We start from the raw sequence: 18,694 nt of genomic DNA on the forward strand, positions 1-18,694 counted from the left end.
AAAGTCGATGGGGTGATTAACGTTCATTGGGAGTAAGTCCGCCGATGTCGATGGCCGCCTGCGGTATCTGTATTATCTTACGCTTGTCAGTAGCTTCGAGGGTGATAATGCTTCCGTCCTGTAACCGGTGTTGCACGGGATAGCCATAGCGCTTGATGTCGAACCAGCGAAGACCCTCATGAATAAACTCTTTCTGTCGCTCTTCCAGGATATATGTCAGCGCGTTAAGCTGATTGTTGGAGCTGTTGTAGTAGGTACGCAAAGCGTTGGTGTTAAGTGTCACGTTCGGGGCGTAGCGCTTGCGGGCCAGGACCTGCAGGTCGGCCAATGCCAGACTCACCTGGTTTAACTGAACGTATGCTTCCGCCCGGTTCAATAGCACCTCTTCTCCATGAAACGCGGTCGCAATGGTGTAGTACGTTCCTACATTTGAAGTAATGCTTGTACGCTCAAACAAAAATTCATACTTATTCAAGCAAATGCCATTGTCACCGCGCTGGTAGACAGGATAACCCTCGGTGCTGATACGAGCGTCATCATCGCTATTAAAAGGGTTGAAATAAAACAAGTATTGGAAAATGTTAAAGTCGGGCCAGAAACCGACATTCACCGGGAAGTTGGTCACCTGCCGGATCATCAACAGATTGCTTCGCTCCGTCGGCGCGGTATACCGACGAATGAAATCGTCGTCGTTGCTGCTTTGCGCCAGCATACCATAAATGTCCTTTACAAAGATCGTTGGATCGGCGCCCAGCATCTGCGTGCTGTAGTCGATGCACTTCTGCCACTCGCCTTTGAAAAGGTAAAAGCGGGAAGCAAATGCCAGCGCCGCTTCGCGCGTAAAGTGATACTTGCCAGAATTGGCATAAAAGCTGGCGTCGACCAGCCTGAGTCCGGCCAGAATATCATCTTCTATGTTGTTGTATACTTCTTCTACCGAAAGGCGCTCGTACTGTACCAAAAAGTCTTTCTCCGGTGCCGTCGGGTAAGGAATGCCAGGATCGGTGGCGGCCGTGTTTGCAGTGTAATGTTTGGCAAACAGGTTGACCAGCATAAAGTGCCCATACGCGCGGGTCAGTAGCGCCTCGCCTTTAACAGCGTCTCGCTGAGCTTTTTCACCCGGTAGATCGTTGATCACAGCCAATACCTCGTTGGCATGGGCAATCGCGTCATACGTAGTCTCCCAGAAGTTCGTAGGTGTGTCCTGGTTCACCGGAAAGATATCGTTCCATTCATACGCCTGCACGTGCTCTGGCAGCTTCGTTGTGCCGTTGGTGTACGTCACGTTATCGGTCATCCACTCCGTAAATTGGTAGCCGCCCGAGCTGTACGCATTGGTCAGCAGCTGTGCCGCCTTCTCTGTCGTATTCAGATCTACTCGGTTGTCTGGATTTTCTTCCAAATACTTGTCGCACGCCGTCAGCAGCATGAGGCCCAGTAACAGGGAAGAGCTGTAATGAGTGATATATCGTTTCATGTAAGTGCCTTCGTTAAATTAAAAACCGATGTTGATCGCTGTAGTGAACAGCTTTGGTTGTGGCAATGCCACACCCCCCGAGGAAAAGAACTCGGGATCCTGACCATTGAGCTTTTTGTCCGAGTAGAGGAGGGCCAGGTTCTGACCTTCCACCGAGATCGATGCCGTGTTGGCGCCAATGCGCCGCACCCATTGTCCCGGTAAGCTATAGCTTAACCGCACCGTCTTCAGGCGAACATACGTACCGTCCGCTACACGCGCTGTGCTCTTGTTGTACAGATCGTACGCGCTCTGGTAGTCCGGATTACCCGTTACAATGGTGTTTTGGTCCAGAATGACCGGTACGTCCGTGATCAATTCATCTCCCTGTACCACCCAGCGATTCACAAAGTTTCGCGACAACGAGTTGAAGTCGGTGTAACGCGGGCTATAGGCATCGTCCAGGCGGATCTTGTAGTCGAACTTGAACGACACCAACGCGTTTAACGTAAAACCTTTGTAGCTAAAGATGTTGGTGAAGCCACCTGCGCCGCGTGGCTCGGCAGGGCCATCATAGTGTAGGATGTCCCAGATGTTCTCACGATCCTGCAGATCGTAGTTGTAAACAACCTCGCCACTGCCATCATAGAACGTGGGAATGCCGCGCTGATCGAGGCCCGCAAAACGTGTAGAGTATAACCCACGACGCGGGCCGCCTTGCACGGCGGCGCCGCCCTGCACAATCGCATCGCCCAACCGTGGGTTGAAGTTCAACCGCGTGATCTTGTCTTTGGTGTAGCCCACGTTGAAGCTCGTGGCCCACGAGAAGTCGCCGACGCGCAGGTTCTGTGTATTGATCGTAAATTCAACACCGCGCGATTGCATGTCCGCATAATTGCCATACTTGTACGGGTTGCCGCCCACACCACTGGTCTGGATCAAACCGATCAGATCGTAGGCCTTGCGCTCAAAGAAATCCACCGTACCCGACACGCGGTTGTTTACAATCGCATAGTCGAACCCTACGTTGAATTCTTTCAGCTTCTCCCATGTCAGATCGCGGTTTTCCAGCGCGTCGATATACAGATAGGTCTCGACATCGCTCGGGCGAAGGGTTACACCCGACTGGAGGTTTAACAGCGCACTGGTGTTCGGACCCAGGTTAGCCGACAAGCCATACGTGGCCCGTAGCTTCAGGCTGTTGAGCCAGTCAATATTCACAAAGTCCTCTTCGGTGACGTTCCACGCACCGCTCACGTTCCAGGTGGGTAGGTACCGGGCGCTCTTCGCTTTGCCAAGTCTGTTGGAACCGTCATACCGCACCGTGCCATTAAAAATATACTTTCCCTTGTAGGAGTAAGCGCCGTTTACAAACAAACCGGCAAACCGCTCGCGGTCCACACCCAACGCATAGGTACGAATACCCTGGCGGCTGAGGAACTCGATCATCTTCGGATCCAGGTTAGCGATGCCCCCGTTGTCATACATCACCCCAATGCCGTCGGCGCGAAGGCTCGTGCGGTTAGTATACTTGATCTCCTGCCCGGCCAGTACATTGACCTGATGAACTTCATTGATCATATGCAACCAATTTAAGCTGTTCCGTACATAGAAATTCCGAAGCTCATCTTCCGTTACGTTGTTGAAACCACCTTCCGGCAACACCACCAGCGGCTCCCCGTTGGGATCATCCGGGTCTTTGTACAGCAGTTGGTTGGCATCCGCAATGTATTGTGTGCCATCCGCGCGGTAGGCTTGCGCCTGATTCGAACGCTCATGAATGACGTGCTCACGCTTGGTCGTGGCGTGCCGTCCCATCAGCGTACTGCGAAAGGTGAGGTTCTCCAGGATGTGATAGGTAATGTCGGCCTGTGTGGAAATATCTGCTACTGAAATATTGATGAAGTTCAGTTGAAGCTCTTCCAGGATGTTGAAAGGCGCATAATTGCGGCGGAAGTATTCCAGCACACCGTCGTTGGTGTAGGGCCGGATCGACCGGCTGGTATTCAGTGCATAGCTCAGGGGGTTGATGTCGAAGTCGCGACGGAATCGCCCGGAGATTGGGTCGAAGTCGCGGTTCTGCGTACCGGGTACTCTTTGCTCACGGTAGTTGCCTGTGAGTTTCAGATCCACCATCAGCTTCGGTGAGAATACAAAAGTGTTTTTGGCCGTACCCGAATAACGCTTTACATTGTCGGCAATCGTCTGACCGTTGTCGTGCAGGTAGCTCAGGGAATAATAGCTGCTATGTTTATCGGTACCGGTTGTAAGGCTTAACGAATGTTGCTGCTGCAGCGAGAAATCACGAAATAACACGTCAAACCAGTCAGTATTAGCGGTCTCATATTGGTGCAGAAAATCTTCATTCAGACTGCCCTCGCCGCCGGGCCCCCAATTGATATTCTTGGCGTTGATCTCATTGAACATCTTGCCCAGCGCGCCAAAGTTCTGCGCCTTTACAGACGTCGTAATGTCGATCAGCCCTTTGTCATACATCTCGCGGTACACCGACATCTCGTCGCCCGAGTTCAGAATGTCGAATTGCTTATAGGTAGGCCGCAGGTTCATCGAAAAGTTTCCCGAATAGCTCACACGCGTCTGGCCGCTCTTACCTTTTTTCGTAGTAATAACGATCACACCGTTCTTGGCACGTGTACCATACAACGCCGTTGCCGACGCATCTTTCAGCACCTGGAACGACTCGATGTCGTCGGGATTGATGCCCGCAATAGAAGAAGCCGTCAGCGTGTTGGCATTACCGGTGATAATATCGTCGGCCGCGACGTTGTTGAGGTCTTCCAGAATAACGCCGTCCACCACCCACAGCGGCTGCGTGTCGCCGTTGATGGAGGTATTGCCGCGAATGCGAATCTTGGGGCTCGTGCCAAAAGTACCCGACACATTGTCGACGGTCACCCCCGCCACCTGACCTTCCAGCATGCGGCTCGCGTCATTCATACCCGTACTCTTAATATTGGCCATTTTCACTGTGGCCGTCGAACCGGTAAACAACTTTCGGTCTACTTCCTGGAACCCCGTGATCACGACTTCATCCAGTTCGGTGGTCTCAGCATCCAGCGGTATATCTACAGTAGTCTGTTGACCGATGACAACTTCGCGTGGCCGAAAGCCGATAAACGAAAAGACAAGGGTGTCACGCGAAGAGCGCGCCATCAATTCATAGACACCGTCTCCGTCGGTAATAGTACCACGATTGGTATTTTTAATACGGATGTTTACTCCCGGCAGGGAGGAACCATCTTTTGCAGCCGTCACCTTTCCTGAAACTTTAAATTCCTGGGCATGTGCCTGCAGCATAGTCCATAGGAGGAGTACCCCAAGGAGTAGAGATTTCTTCATGCTGTTAGGTATGGTAATGAGTAAAATGGTAAAAAAACGTAGGTACTAATTACAGAGTATTGTCCGTAAGAAGGGATGGGAACGGGTGGGCGTTTATCCGACAATACCACGCAAGTATCCGCTGGCATCGGAGGTCTATCCATCGGTAAACCCCTGGAAACGCTGTTTTTATAGAAAGTCGTGAGAGGTCGTGCTTGATGCTGTAAAAATCTACCCATAGGCCCATCCGCTAGTTTCTAAAATTAGCCAATTACCTCACAAATTCAAGTGAATTTGTGTCAGTCTCACAACTTTATACGCCCGTATAAAGACATTTCCCAATAAAATCTGGACAAGGCCCCTTCTTTTGGAGACGAGATTTTCTGAGTTCCCGGATTAAGTGTCTGTTTTGGGATCGATTTCGGCTCGATTTTTTAAACCATCCGACTTACATTCTTGCACTTTAACACCGGATTAGTCGGGTTCGCCGATCAGGTAATATTTCGTACCTTTTGTAAAGGTTTCTTTTGCGCCGGCAGCTCGATTAACGGCGTCTTTCATGTTCTATAGGCTGGCCTTTGATCGGTAGATAAGTGTGCAACCGGTATAATGGGATGGGTCTAAAAAAAGCTTTACTCTCTATTTTTTTGTTTTGTGGGGCAGTCTACTACGCGCATGCGCAGTGTGATATGCTACGCCCGACAATTTCCGTTGATTTCGATACGGATCAAGACTGCGCGCCCGTGTCAGTCACACAATTCCAGGTGACCTATTCGTTCTCCGCGCCGCAAACCCCCGGATCCATCGCCATCCTTTATGAATGGAACGACCCCGCGAACTCCACGACACTCGTTACACTGGCCACAGGTTTAATTGTCGGCGTTGGTAATACCGAATTTACCGCCGACGCGAGCTTCACCTATAACACCAACAACGATTGCAGCATTATACCCACAGCCTATATCGTCATCAATGGTGCAGTCTGCCCAACATCCATCCAGCGTCAGAGCGCTTTCTTTTGGAGCACCGACGATGAAGGTAACGGCGAAGTCGAAATGGCGCCAGAGACCTGGGATGTATGCTATAACAATCCTATCACAAACGCCACCTTCCGCGATGCCTCAGAGTTTAATTGTAATATCAACGTTGAGCCCGACGTGCCCAACCGCGCAGCGCGTTATGTGCAATTTGTATACGGTACGAATCACAACGCTGCGGCGACCATTCGCAACCTGACATTAACCGACGGTGGCCCGCAGCCTTTGACAAATGCCACCGGCAACCTGGTTAGCCCGCAGACCCGGGGGGCGGTGCTGCCCGTAACAGCGGCATACTTTGGCCCCGTCGAGACGGTACCCGTACCGGCAGATGCGCCCATCTCCGTGTCATTCCCCATGAATGCACCCGCCGACGCAGCCAACGCTGTGGGCAATCGCTTCGAAGTCACCATGTTTAATTGGAACGTGTGTAATCCCTGGAATGGCAGCAACGCCAACCCGAACTACGAAGATGCCATTGTCACGCGCGGGTATGTTCAGATTGTGGCCGCGCCCATACCGGCCTTCTTCACACGCAACGGCGCAGGCACGACCACCACCAATTTTTGTATCGATGAAGATATCTTCTTCCGCAATCAAACCACCGGCGCCGGAAACATCGGTTATACGTGGGAGTTTTACAATGATGCCGCCGGTACTGTACTGTTGGAAACCAGTAACGATGCGAACCCGGTCTATTCGTATCCGACGGGTGGCGTTAAGCTCATCCGCTTGCGTGTCCGCAACGCATCGGCCCAGGGCCCCTGTGACGCCGAGATCACACACACGGTAAACATCACACCGTCGCTTGTAGCCGCCATCGGCCTAACTGATCCTCTCACGAACTTGCCGCTGACCAGTCGGGACTTCTGCCAGGAAACCGCAGCGCCATTCACCAACTTCAACGTGCGCTTCACCGACATCTCCACAGGCACCGTCACGCCTACGACGGGCCGACGATGGGAATTCTTTGATGCGTCGAACAACTTGATCCTGGAGGCACCCACGGGCGGCGGGTTTTCAACGACGCTGCTGGGACCGTTCGATCGCACCTTTATCACACCGGGTCTTTACCGCATACGACTCACAGTACGCGACAACCTAACCCTTTGTACGACTACAGACACAGACACAATACGCGTATTCGAAAAGCCGGAGCCCAACTTTACCTTCAACCGGGTCTGCCTCGGCACGGCCACGCATTTCATAGATGCCACTACGCTCGATCCCATTTTTGCCGAAGGCATCACCCTGCGTGAGTGGGATATGGAGTACGACGGCACCTTCGACAACGATCCGGCGCTCGACGATGAAATAGAGTTTGACTATACCTACGCCACCGCCGGCACGCGTCGGGTGGCCCTCCGTGTCGTAACTGGTGGCGGTTGTGAAGTCATCATCGTAAAACCCAATGTTATTGTAGACCCCAAACCGCTTTCCACCTTCACAGCCGATCGGCTCTCGGGCTGTAGCGTGTTAACGGTCAATTTTACGAATACGGCCACCGGTCAGGCGGCCACGATCCAGGAATATCGTTGGGAGATTGACGACGGCAGCGGAGCAGGCTTCCAGGTAGACTCCGTACAACGGCCCACCGATCCGGGCTTTAACGGTCAGTATACACGCGATTTCGTCAATACAACACTCGTCAACATCGACTACCAGGTGCGGCTGCGTGCCGTCACCAACCGCGGCTGCGATTCCGTTTCGGCCCCAATTACAATCACCGTATTTCCGGGGCCTGCTGCCGGATTCGTGTCGCTCAACTATTCGCCCTTCAACGACAACTGCTCCCCGGTAGAAGTAGACTTTGCCGTTGACACGGAAACGCAGTCCATGAACCCGTCGGAATATATCTGGACCATCGCCGACGTTTCCGGTCAGCTGGATCAAATTAGTACCGGCACCACGCCGGCATTTAATTACGAGTTTCAAAACACGACCCAGGCCATCCGTGACTTCACCGTCACGCTTCGCGCCGTACTGCCCAGCACGTGCTATGGCGACTCGACGGTCTCGATTCGTATCAATCCCGTGCCGTCATCAGCCTTTACCTACGACACGGTATCCTATACCTGTGACAACGTCGTGCTGCACCTCGATGCCACACAAAAGGGCTTGCAAGCCTACAACTGGCGCATCACCATCAATGGTGTGGTCATGGCCACACCCACCGGTGATAACCTCGATTATACCATTCCGCGATCGACTACAGTAGACCAGAACGTCGTCATCCGACTCATCACCACCAACTTTGCAAATTGTCCCAGCACACCGACAACGCACAACGTTCTCATTCCGCGAAACCCGGGCATCAGTGCCTCCTTTACAGCGTTGCCAACGGATCAAACGCTGCCCAATTCCACCGTCACGATAACCAACACCAGTACGCCCGGTCCGTGGGATTATCTGTGGAACTTTGGCGACAGTACTACTTCGACTGACCGCGACGCCCCCCCGCATACATATGCGACTTTTGGTACCTATACCATTACGTTGACAGTGCGCGATAATGATTGTATCGACGAGCATGTTGAGACGGTCACCATTCGCCCCATTCCCCCGATACTTGACTTTACATACGACCCCGCCTTTGGCTGCGCACCGCTGACAGTACAGTTCACCAACACCTCCCAATACGCCGACCCCGGCAGCTACGTCTGGGACTTTGGCGACCAGGGTACCTCGCGCGCCGTTCATCCAGTTCATACATACTTTGCGCCGGGCATATACTCCGTTACGCTCAAGGGTACGAACGTGCTGGGCGATACAATACAGATCACCAAGCCTCAGATCATCGAAGTATACGACGCACCCACGGCCCAGTTTGCCACTTTCCCCAAAGTCCTCAACGTGCCCAACGAGTTGCTGTATACCAACAACCGCAGCTTTGGCGCGACCAGCTTCCTATGGAATTTTGGGGACGGACAAACGTCGACGGAAATCGAGCCGCAGCATAAATACACGGAAGAGGGCATCTTCACCATCACCCTCATCGCGTACAACCCCAGTGGATGTTCCGACACGGTAACGATTCAGTCCGCTGTGCAGACCATCAAACGCGGACAATTGCTCGTGCCCAATGCGTTCAGACCCAATGGAACCGGCCCCGGCAGCACCAACGTGTCGAACAACGAAGTGTTCCTGCCGCTCATGCGCAACGTCACCAAGTTCCAGATGTTCATCTTCAACCGGTGGGGACAATTATTATTTGAAAGTGCTAACCCCGAGTCGGGGTGGGATGGCTACTATAAAGGCCAGCTATGCCAGCAAGATGTATACATCTATAAGATCACCGTCGAATACGACGATGGTAAGCAGTTTACGCGCACAGGCGACATCAATTTATTACGGTAGGGATAGGGTAGAAGAGGAACGATAACAGGCACCGCATGAAAAGATTTTTTACCATACTGGCGATAGTATATACACTCGCGGCCCGGGCGCAAGACCCCGAGTTCTCGCAATATTACGCTGCGCCACTCTACCTGAACCCCGCCTTTGCCGGTACGTCCGAAGACCATCGCTTCATGGCCAACTACCGCAATCAGTGGCCCAATATCACTACGGCCTTCGAGACCTACGCCTTTTCATACGACTACAACTTATCCAGCCTCAACAGTGGTCTGGGTGTGATGATTCTGGCCGACAAAGCAGGGTCAGCCAATTTAAAGTCCACGCAGTTCAACCTCCAGTATGCCTACAAGGTCCACCTCTCAGACAAGTGGGTACTATCCGCGGGGTTGAACTTTGGCGTGGGCTTCCGTACAATAGACTATAACCGCCTGGTGTTTTATGAGCAGCTCGAGTTCGACCAGGATGGGATCAATCTGCCGCCGCCCACAGATCTGGGCCTTAAAAATACCACCTACTTCGACTTTGGCGGCGGTATACTGGCCTACAACCGAAAGTTCTGGATCGGCATGTCCACTTCTCACATTAATCGCCCCAACCGCTCCATGCTTAACAGTGAAGCGCAGATCCCCATCAAGACCACCATACACGGCGGCGTGCGCATCCCGTTGTATCACGGCTTGTTCAAGAAAGATCGGGTCGCAGCCCTTGCGCCATCCTTCGTATATAAAACACAAGGCACCTTCGACCAGCTCGACATCGGCACTTATTTCCTCTATGAGCCCCTCGTATTGGGCCTCTGGTACCGCGGCATTCCCATCAAACAAAACGTCCGCGACAACATCAGCCAGGATGCCGTCGTGGTCATCCTCGGCTTCCAGCTACAGAAGGTGGAGCTTACCTATAGCTATGACGTCACCGTCTCCGACCTGGGCCCCATCTCGGGCGGCGCCCACGAGATCGCCCTGAAGTTCAAAGTCGACCTCGGCACCCGCGTCAAAACCCGTAAAAAAGAACGCTTCATTCCCTGCCCGACATTTAACAAGGATTGAGATTGGAATTAGCACAAGTGTCCGGCCACGCCGCCGAACAAATCCAGCACCGCAGTCGTAGACCTAACAACTAAACTGCCTTAAGTGATGATCGGAGTGTTTATAGGCAAAAATCCCAATCTCCTCCTGCGTCATCTTGCCAAAGAAGTCATGCACAAAGTTCGGGTTTGAATACTGTGCATACGCGGCAACGAGCTCCATCCACTTCTTCTTCTGCAGTTCCAGATCGCCGGTCTTCTCTTGTATAACCAAATCACGCGACGTAGGAATATTCCGCTGCATAGGCGTCTCATCTTTCACCGAGCTCTTCAACGCCCATTTTCCAAAGATCAGACCAGGAAAGGAGCGGGTATAGATCGGGTTATTCCGGCCGTGCACCCATTCGTCCCACAGACTGCAATGCTTTGCCATTTGGTATACATTCATCTTTCCCCATTGTGCTTCTTTATTCTCGTGTAAGGAATTAATCCTTCGGATCAGCTCGCTCCGGGTAGCTTCATCAAAAACAGTTTTCATAGGGTATAGAGTTGAGGTCGGGGTTAATTATTCAGTGTCGGAAGCAGACCGGGCTCTCACCGAAGAAAGAACCACAACAGAAACCGACAACACCAGCAACGCCAGAAAAGACATTCGCAGACTGGTAGCCTCTGCAATGAAGCCAATGATCGGCGGACCGATCAACATGCCCATAAACCCAAGCGACGACACCGCTGCAATTGCAACCCCGGGCGAAAGCGTCTTTGACTTGCCCGCCGCACTAAAGACCAGCGGCACAACCGACGATACTCCCATACCAATCAAAAAGAAGCCCGCCAGGGAGGGTAGGAGCGAAGGAAACAACACAGCAATCAATAACCCTACCGTTGTCAGCAGACCGCTAACCTGTAAAATACGCTTCAATCCAAACCGGGCCGAAAGCCTGTCGGCCACAAACCGCATGCTTGCCATCGCGATCATAAACGTCGTATAGCCTAAGCCCGTATAGGCCGCGTCTACACGCACGACATGACTAAAGTATATACCGCTCCAGTCAAACATCGCACCTTCCGCAATCATCGAGCAGAACGCGATCAGGCCCAGGCTGATCAGCGCCCGGTCTGGCAAGGCAAAGAGCGGCAGCTTCTCGCCCGTCACATCGTCCTGCGATACCAGGTAAAACGCACAGGTGCCGATCACGAGCAGGAAAATGACACAGATCAAAATATAGTGGTGAGCCGGGGGCACCGCGTGCGCCATCATCCAGGTACCCATCGCTGCGCCGGTAAAACCCGCCAGACTCCACAAACCATGGAATGTCGCCATCAGCTTTTGCTGGTATAAGCGCTCTACGACGACAGCTTGCGTATTGATGGAGATGTTGAGCAGATTGGCAAAGAACCCAAAGCAGAACAGACAGCACACCAGTGCTGGCACTGTCGAAGAGGCCCCTACACAGACTAATGCCAGGCTATACAATACAGCAGCCACAATCACCACCCGCTTGCTTCCGAGTCGCCCGACCAGCCATCCGGCAAACGGCAGCGACACAAAAAATCCCGCAGGCAAGGCAAACAGCACTGCACCTAAGGCTGACGAGGTAAGATGAAGGTTCGCCTGGATCGTCGGGATCCGCGAAGCCCAGCTGGCAAAACATAACCCGTGCAGGAAAAACACCAGCCCGACAGCTGCCCGGTTCCGACGTAACGACGAATGTGCGTTCCCTGTCGTCGGGGCTTCCGTGTGGGAGACAACCCGTTCCGGGGCAATAAATAGCTCCTCTCTCTTGATTTCTGCGATTGTGCTCATAATTGCAATATTTTGCAATAAATGTACTGATATTGCTCAATGTTGCAATATATGGCGGCTAGATAATTCAATATTTTGCTCAATACATGCTGTAAAATGCATAATATTGCAATTATGCTAAAAGAAGAGCGGTTTCAGTTGATCTTAAAGCAGCTTTCAGAAGACCAGAAAGTCACCCTGAAAGCCCTGAGCGAGCGATTAGAAGTTTCCGAATACACCGTGCGCCGGGATCTCAAAGAGTTGACAGATCAGGGTTTATTAAAAGCAGTACGCGGTGGCGCCGTGCCCCACTCGCCCACGCCGCATCATTTTTCAGACCGGCTGCAGTATAAGAGCGAAGTAAAAAAGATCATTGCCGAGAAAGCCGTAAGCCTGGTGCAGCCCGGGCAGGTAGTAGCCTTCGACAGCGGCACAACCGCCATGGCCATCGCCAGTATTTTACCACAAGACATGGAAATAACCGTTGTCACCAATAGCTTCCCCGTGGTAAATGTCCTCGAGTCGCATCCTAAAATCGAAGTATTGTTTGCCGGGGGCAGATTGTACAAAAGCGCCTACACGACGGTGGGCCACGATACCCTTCGGTTCTTCCGGAACATTCGCGCCGATATATATTTCATGGGCATCTGTAGCATTCACCCCACGATCGGTGTCACCACCATCAACTACGAAGAAAGCGAAGTGAAGAAAGCGATCGTCGATGTCTCCAAGCAAGTGATCGCGTTAAGCACGCATGAACGTATCAACACCGCCGAGGCGTTCTTTATTTGTCCGGCGTCATCCGTCAATGTTGTCATTACGGATGAAGAAGGAATATCCCTGGCCGAGCAGACCTTTAAAGACTCGGGTATTTCGATCCTATAGGCATCAATCCAATGCATGCACGGTAACCCAATACCGCCAGGCTACCACGGCCTTGTCGATTTTGGATAAGTGATTGATATCCCGCTTGCTGTAGCGGGGCAGGATCAGTTTGTTGACTTTGGCGAGAACTTTGAAAAAAGCTTTCATACGGCGAAATACGTACAATATCGTGCCCGCAAAGCTAACAATCCCCTCAGAAACTTTGTTCGTGCATGCCCTACATCCTGTCGGATTGCCTTACCTTTGGCGGCTGAATTAAGTTTTTCATGAACCTGGCCTCGTCTCTCGAACACCCCGTATTTCAAGCCATCGGCGCTGCCGGCGACCAGCTCGGCGTCGACACCTATGTAGTCGGGGGATACGTCCGGGACCTGATCCTTCAAAGGCCATCCAAAGACATCGACTTTGTGTGCGTTGGTAGCGGCATTGCGTTGGCCCAGGCCGTCGCCCGTCAGCTCGGCCCCGACGTGCACGTAAACGTATTTAAGAACTTTGGCACCGCGCAGATCGTATACAACGACCTCGAGCTGGAGTTTGTTGGCGCCCGCCGGGAGTCCTACCGCAGCGACTCGCGTAAACCCATCGTCGAAGACGGCACCTTGCAAGACGATCAGCAGCGTCGCGACTTCACCATGAACGCCCTGGCCATCAGCCTGAATAAAAGCACCTTCGGCAACCTGGTTGATCCCTTCGATGGCATTGCCGATATGAAGCGAAAGACCATCCGTACGCCACAAGATCCGATCACTACCTTCTCGGACGATCCGCTGCGCATGATGCGCGCCATACGGTTTGCCTCGCAGCTCAGCTATGATATCGAACCCGATACCTATGCCGCCATCGTCAGCCAGGCCAACCGTATCAAGATCGTATCGCAAGAGCGTATCACCGACGAGCTCAACAAGATCATCCTCAGTCCGGTGCCTTCGTACGGCTTTAAGCTGTTGTACAATACGGGCCTGCTCAAGATCTTTTTCCCCGAGCTGGTTGCGCTGTACGGTGTCGAATCCGTGGGCAATAAATCGCACAAAGACAACTTCTACCATACCCTGCAGGTACTCGACAACGTGTCCGTTGTATCGTACGACCTGTGGCTGCGGTGGGCCGCCATTTTGCACGACATCGCCAAGCCTGCGACCAAGCGCTTCGACAAAACACATGGCTGGACCTTTCATGGTCACGAAGACAAAGGCGCACGCATGGTGCCCAACATCTTCCGACGCCTCAAACTGCCCCTCAATGAAAAGATGCTCTTCGTGCAAAAGTTGGTACGCTTGCACCTGCGGCCCATACCCCTGGTAAAAGAAGTAACCGACTCGGCGCTGCGCCGTTTGCTCTTTGACGCCGGCGATGAGATCGACGCGTTGATGATGCTTTGCCGTGCCGACATCACGTCCAAGAACAACGAGAAGGTGAACCGCTTTCTCAAGAACTTCGACGTCGTCGAACAGAAGATGGCGGAAGTAGAGCAGAAGGATCAGATCCGGAATTTTCAGCCACCCGTTACCGGCGATGAAATCATGGACATGTTCCAGATCCCGCCCAGCCGCATCATCGGCGACATCAAGGAGCAGATCAAAGAGGCGATACTGGAAGGGGAGATACGCAATGACCGCCAGGAAGCGCTGACGCTGTTAATGAAGATCGCCGCCGAAAAAGGACTGACCCTGGTCAAGGCGCCACAGGACCTCCTTACCCCCCAAACGCCGGTCTCCGGCTCCCAGACAGCAGAGTAATTTCAGGCGCGCGTGGTGCAAGGCAGTCGCTAGGCTGCGGCGCTCAGAAGCTCGATAAACTTTTCGCGGGTTACGGGCTTAATGATATACTCGCGTACGTCGGCATGCTGCCGGGCGCGATCCATGTCGCGCGGATCGATGGATGAGCTGACCATATAGATCTCGATCGGCTTCGAGAGATTCGTCTTCAGATGCGCATAGTCATCGAGAAACATCCAGCCGTCTACAAAGGGCATGTTGATATCCAGAAAGATGTAATCGGGCAGCGTCTCGGATTCGCGCGCATGGTCGCGAAGAAAGTCCAGGGCCTCTTCGCCGTTGTCGAATTGCAGGATTTTGTCTGATAGCTGGGCCGCCTTGAGGGTGCGTGACGCCGTGATTTGAAATATCTTGTCGTCGTCTACAAGGGCAATGATGGGAGCTTTAGTTTCCATCCGTCAGGTTCTTAGTGAAATTGATATAGAAGGTAGTGCCCTCGTGCTGTTTACTGGAGAGGGTAATTTCACCTCCCATGGCCTCAATTTGATTTTTTATCATGAATAATCCAATACCCCTGCTTTCAGGATGGCGGTGAAAAGTCTTCCGCAGCTTGAACACATGGTGACCATGCCGCTCCAGATTAATGCCCAGTCCGTTGTCGCTCACTTCCAGGACAAGGTCCTTGTGGTAATAATACGTTTTAAAATGGATGATGGGTGTCCTTTCCGGTGAATTATATTTTAAGGCATTGCTAAGCAGGTTCAGCAGAATGCTCTCCAGGTATATCTTCGGATAATGCAGGTGCGGCGCCTCTGAAAAATCACAGATCAATTGCGCCTCCGTCTCGGCAATACGCGCGGTCAGCATCGACCGGGTTAGATGAAAACAGTCTTCAAAACGTAAAAGCTGTTTTTCGATGTTTTTGTTCTGCTTGATCTTAAGCACCTCGTTCAGCTCGTGCAACGTGGTCAGCGTAATGTCGCCCGATTCTTTCAGCAGCTTCAGGTATTCTGCACGCTCCTCATCCGTTTCGGCCGTTTCGAAGAAGCTTAGCAACGTCAGGATGTTACCGACCGGCGAGCGCAGGTTGTGCGACACGATCTGTGTAAATTCCTCCAGCTGCTCGTTCTTGCGTTTCAGGTCTTCCGTCAGCGCTACTAGCTTACTGTTTTGCTCAATGATTTGCTCTTCCGCACGCTTTCTATCGGAAATGTCGCGAAACTCCGTTACGCGGATTGCCTTGCCCTGGTACGGAATCATCTTCGCCCGAATTTCCAGCGCATACCGGGAGCCATCCTTGCGTACACCCGTCACGTCGTAAGTCTTTTCGTCTCCTGCACGGATCTTTTCCAGCACCTCGTCGCGCGACTCGGGCGCTATTAAATCGAGGCCGTTCATGCTTTTTAATTCCTCTTCGTTATAACCCGTCATATCCGACAACCCCTGGTTGCAGTCCAGAATCCGGCCGTGGTCGTGCAAACCGATGCCGCCAAACGACGCCTGCTGCAACGTCCGAAAGCGCTGCTCGCTTTCGCGGAGGGCGATCTCCGCCTTGCGACTTTCCGTAATGTCGTGCGCCGAGGCAATCACCACCTCCTGCCCAAAATAAGTGCCTTTCTGTTGTATGACTTCCACCACACGCACCCGCTGATCCTTTGTTAAGCCATACCAGATAAACATACTCGGTATACCTTGCCAGGCACGCTCGGTGGAGTGCGCCAACGCTTCCAGGTCGTTCTTACCGGGTACAGCCAGGTCGATTGGATGTTTACCGATCAGCTCTTCCTTGGTATAGCCATACATTTCATAACCGCGCTGGTTGATGTCCAGAAACAACCCCTGCCGGTTCTGGATGTAGATTGGTTCGACCGTGTTAAACAGGTCTCGAAAGCTGGCCTCGCTTTCGCGTAACGCATTGACCATGGCGTTTTGTTGGGTAATGTCCCAAGCCGTGGCGATCAGCATATCCTGACCAAAGTAAGTGCCTTTTTTCAAACGAACCTCTTTCAGGAAGATCTCACCATTAGCCTTTCTGCCCCACCATTCAAAGATCTGCGGAATCCCCTTCAGCGCGCCCATTGTCATTTGCGCGAGCCCCTCAAAATCATTGCGCCCTTCGGCGGAAAGAAATGCTGGCGTGCGCCCGATAAAAGCCTCCTTCGGATAGCCATACATGATACTGGCACCGCGGTTTACATCGGCGAAGGTGCCGTCGGGATGTTGAATATAGATCGCTTCGCCCACCGTGTCAAACAGCTCACGATAGCTCTGCTCGCTTCGACGCAATGCCTCTTCGGCCGTTTTCTGCTCGGTAATATCCTGGGCAATGCCGATGATCTGTGTGACTGTGCCTTGCTCGTCTTTCTTGAAGACCGTGTTGCGGGTCAGCATCCAGCGCCATTCTCCGTCGCGGGTGCGAATGCGCAGCTGCGCTTCCTGGGTGAAACCCAGGGCCTCGTTGGTCCAGCGCGGTATCCGGTTCAGATCCTCCGGGTGAATGACCGAGGGAATAAACAGGTCACCCATGTCCTCGACTTCCTGAGGGTTGTAACCGGTCAGCGATACGCCGTTCGTATAGATGTATCTATACCGTTGTACGTCCAATACATAAAGCATGGCCGGCATCGAGCTTTCCAGGCTCTTGCGAAAAAGCTCGTTCTCGCGAAAGGCCTCTTCATAGCGTGTCTGCCACGAGTAATCCTGCATCGACCCGAGCATATGCACCGCGCGGTCGCTGCCCATGGTCATAAAAAAACCTTTGTCGTGGATCGAAATATAGTCGCCATCCTTTTTACGAAAGCGGTACACCTGATCGTAAGGCTGCAAGGTACGTGTAGCGGTATCGATCTCGCGGGCGACCGCGGCGCGGTCGTCAGGGTGGATCAGTGACGCCCACGTGTCGATGTTGCCCATCTCCTCTGCCGTATAGCCAAGCACCTCGCGGATCACACCGTTCCAGCGAATACTGCCCGACTTCAGCTCATAGTCGTAGACCACCTGGCCCGTGGCAGCGGCGATCAGCTCATAGCGTGCCTGCCAGGCATCACGGTCCAGGTCAGCCTGCTTGTTGGCCGTAATGTCGTGTACCGACCCCACCAGCGTCACGGGCACGCCCTGGTCGTTGCAAACCACCGTACCCCAGGCCTCCATCCAGCGGATATTGCCCAGTGCCGGGTTGGTACGATGCTGTATAAAGTAGCTCGTCTTGTGTTCCAGGCTGCTATGGATGGCCTGGATGACCTTGTTCCGGTCGTCGGGGTGGATCAGGTTGCTATAGCCGGCAAATGTACCCGGCGGCGTCGAAGGCGAAAGCCCAAAGATGGTATACACCTTTTCCGACCAGGTAATCGTGTCGTGGGGAATATTCCATTGCCAGATACCGATCTGTGCCGCCTCCAGAGCCTGTAGCAGCAGAAGGTTATTGCCGCGCAAATCTTCGGTGTGCCCTGGCGTTGCCTGGCCATCGGTGTTCATTTTTTTCATGATAATACTCTTTGCCGTTTAGCAGCTAGCGGTTTCTGGGGGAAGGGCGTGTAACGTAATTTGTATAAAAGATACATCTTTTACCACATCTATAAAAAGACGTTGTCGCAAATAGTCACCAAATACAGAGAACCTTTCACCGTTCCGTTTGTTGTTTCCGGCGGAGCATGGTATTTTTCAGTCTAAACCAAAGACCCTACGCATATGTTAAAAGAATTCAAGGAATTTGCCCTCCGGGGTAATGTCATCGACCTGGCCATTGGTGTGGTCATTGGCGCCGCCTTTAATGCCATCGTAACCTCACTCGTAGCGGACGTCTTCATGCCTATCATCGGGATCCTCACAGGAGGGGCTGACTTTTCAAAGCTCGGCTATAAATTCGGCGAATCCGTCATCGCCTATGGCAAATTCATCCAGGCTGTTTTCATCTTTATCATCACCGCCTTCGCCCTCTTCCTCTTCGTAAAAGGCATCAACGCCCTCAGACGCAAAGAACAAAACAAACCCGCCGCCGCCCCTGCACCCCCGCCCGCCGACATCCAGCTCCTCACCGAGATTCGCGACCTGCTAAAGCGGCAACAATAAACAGTATGAGTGTGAGCGTGAGCG

At 52.8% G+C, this 18,694-nt stretch carries 12 protein-coding genes; 5 read left to right on the plus strand and 7 right to left on the minus strand.

The features are described 5' to 3' along the window. Window positions 1-16: 16 nt before the first annotated feature. Window positions 17-1,477: a RagB/SusD family nutrient uptake outer membrane protein gene (locus K7P01_RS20210; RefSeq protein ID WP_267296390.1), complete on the minus strand. Its 1,461-nt coding sequence runs from the start codon at window positions 1,475-1,477 to the stop codon at window positions 17-19. A gap of 18 nt (window positions 1,478-1,495) precedes the next feature. After that, window positions 1,496-4,816: a SusC/RagA family TonB-linked outer membrane protein gene (locus K7P01_RS20215; RefSeq protein ID WP_267296391.1), complete on the minus strand. Its 3,321-nt coding sequence runs from the start codon at window positions 4,814-4,816 to the stop codon at window positions 1,496-1,498. Between the two features lie 722 nt (window positions 4,817-5,538). Here K7P01_RS20215 and K7P01_RS20220 point away from each other — a divergent pair. Together K7P01_RS20220 and K7P01_RS20225 are read left to right on the plus strand one after the other, a co-directional pair. After that, complete coding sequence (locus K7P01_RS20220; RefSeq protein ID WP_267296392.1) at window positions 5,539-9,189, plus strand: PKD domain-containing protein; 3,651 nt, start codon at window positions 5,539-5,541, stop codon at window positions 9,187-9,189. Between the two features lie 35 nt (window positions 9,190-9,224). Further along, entirely contained in the window at window positions 9,225-10,238 is a 1,014-nt protein-coding gene (locus K7P01_RS20225; protein WP_267296393.1) for a PorP/SprF family type IX secretion system membrane protein, read from the plus strand. Window positions 10,239-10,301: 63 nt separating this feature from the next. Here the strand turns inward: K7P01_RS20225 and K7P01_RS20230 are convergent, their stop codons facing one another. Then, window positions 10,302-10,754: a DUF1569 domain-containing protein gene (locus K7P01_RS20230; RefSeq protein ID WP_267296394.1), complete on the minus strand. Its 453-nt coding sequence runs from the start codon at window positions 10,752-10,754 to the stop codon at window positions 10,302-10,304. 27 nt (window positions 10,755-10,781) lie between these two features. Next, entirely contained in the window at window positions 10,782-12,023 is a 1,242-nt protein-coding gene (locus tag K7P01_RS20235) for an MFS transporter (RefSeq protein WP_267296395.1), read from the minus strand. Window positions 12,024-12,119: 96 nt separating this feature from the next. On the opposite strand from K7P01_RS20235, the gene K7P01_RS20240 reads away from it, so the two are divergent. Next, window positions 12,120-12,887, plus strand: a complete 768-nt coding sequence (locus K7P01_RS20240) for a DeoR/GlpR family DNA-binding transcription regulator (protein ID WP_267296396.1) — start codon at window positions 12,120-12,122, stop codon at window positions 12,885-12,887. 3 nt (window positions 12,888-12,890) lie between these two features. On the opposite strand, the gene K7P01_RS20245 is transcribed toward K7P01_RS20240, so the two are convergent. Beyond that, complete coding sequence (locus tag K7P01_RS20245; RefSeq protein WP_267296397.1) at window positions 12,891-13,034, minus strand: hypothetical protein; 144 nt, start codon at window positions 13,032-13,034, stop codon at window positions 12,891-12,893. A gap of 119 nt (window positions 13,035-13,153) precedes the next feature. On the opposite strand from K7P01_RS20245, the gene K7P01_RS20250 reads away from it, so the two are divergent. Continuing rightward, window positions 13,154-14,623 (plus strand): CCA tRNA nucleotidyltransferase, encoded by a 1,470-nt coding sequence (locus K7P01_RS20250; RefSeq protein ID WP_267296398.1) that lies wholly within the window; start codon window positions 13,154-13,156, stop codon window positions 14,621-14,623. 29 nt (window positions 14,624-14,652) lie between these two features. On the opposite strand, the gene K7P01_RS20255 is transcribed toward K7P01_RS20250, so the two are convergent. Together K7P01_RS20255 and K7P01_RS20260 are read right to left on the minus strand one after the other, a co-directional pair. Next, window positions 14,653-15,057, minus strand: a complete 405-nt coding sequence (locus K7P01_RS20255; RefSeq protein ID WP_267296399.1) for a response regulator — start codon at window positions 15,055-15,057, stop codon at window positions 14,653-14,655. Then, the gene (locus tag K7P01_RS20260; RefSeq protein ID WP_267296400.1) at window positions 15,047-18,085 is read right to left on the minus strand and encodes a PAS domain S-box protein; all 3,039 of its coding nucleotides are present in this window, start codon (window positions 18,083-18,085) and stop codon (window positions 15,047-15,049) included. The genes K7P01_RS20255 and K7P01_RS20260 overlap by 11 nt, the downstream gene beginning before the upstream one ends. Window positions 18,086-18,289: 204 nt before the next feature. Between K7P01_RS20260 and mscL the strand changes: the two genes are divergently transcribed. After that, window positions 18,290-18,670, plus strand: a complete 381-nt coding sequence (gene mscL, locus K7P01_RS20265) for a large-conductance mechanosensitive channel protein MscL (protein WP_267296401.1) — start codon at window positions 18,290-18,292, stop codon at window positions 18,668-18,670. The last annotated feature ends 24 nt before the right edge of the window (window positions 18,671-18,694 follow it).

Source organism: Parachryseolinea silvisoli (genome assembly GCF_021190955.1).
Lineage (GTDB): Bacteria > Bacteroidota > Bacteroidia > Cytophagales > Cyclobacteriaceae > Ohtaekwangia > Ohtaekwangia silvisoli.

Coding starts and splice junctions, on each gene's coding strand:
- K7P01_RS20255 (WP_267296399.1), bottom strand. CDS start 15,057: ATGGAAACTAAAGCTCCCATCATTGCCCTTGTAGACGACGACAAGATA.
- K7P01_RS20215 (WP_267296391.1), bottom strand. CDS start 4,816: ATGAAGAAATCTCTACTCCTTGGGGTACTCCTCCTATGGACTATGCTG.
- K7P01_RS20250 (WP_267296398.1), top strand. CDS start 13,154: ATGAACCTGGCCTCGTCTCTCGAACACCCCGTATTTCAAGCCATCGGC.
- K7P01_RS20235 (WP_267296395.1), bottom strand. CDS start 12,023: ATGAGCACAATCGCAGAAATCAAGAGAGAGGAGCTATTTATTGCCCCG.
- K7P01_RS20260 (WP_267296400.1), bottom strand. CDS start 18,085: ATGAAAAAAATGAACACCGATGGCCAGGCAACGCCAGGGCACACCGAA.
- K7P01_RS20210 (WP_267296390.1), bottom strand. CDS start 1,477: ATGAAACGATATATCACTCATTACAGCTCTTCCCTGTTACTGGGCCTC.
- K7P01_RS20240 (WP_267296396.1), top strand. CDS start 12,120: ATGCATAATATTGCAATTATGCTAAAAGAAGAGCGGTTTCAGTTGATC.
- K7P01_RS20245 (WP_267296397.1), bottom strand. CDS start 13,034: ATGAAAGCTTTTTTCAAAGTTCTCGCCAAAGTCAACAAACTGATCCTG.
- K7P01_RS20225 (WP_267296393.1), top strand. CDS start 9,225: ATGAAAAGATTTTTTACCATACTGGCGATAGTATATACACTCGCGGCC.
- mscL (WP_267296401.1), top strand. CDS start 18,290: ATGTTAAAAGAATTCAAGGAATTTGCCCTCCGGGGTAATGTCATCGAC.
- K7P01_RS20230 (WP_267296394.1), bottom strand. CDS start 10,754: ATGAAAACTGTTTTTGATGAAGCTACCCGGAGCGAGCTGATCCGAAGG.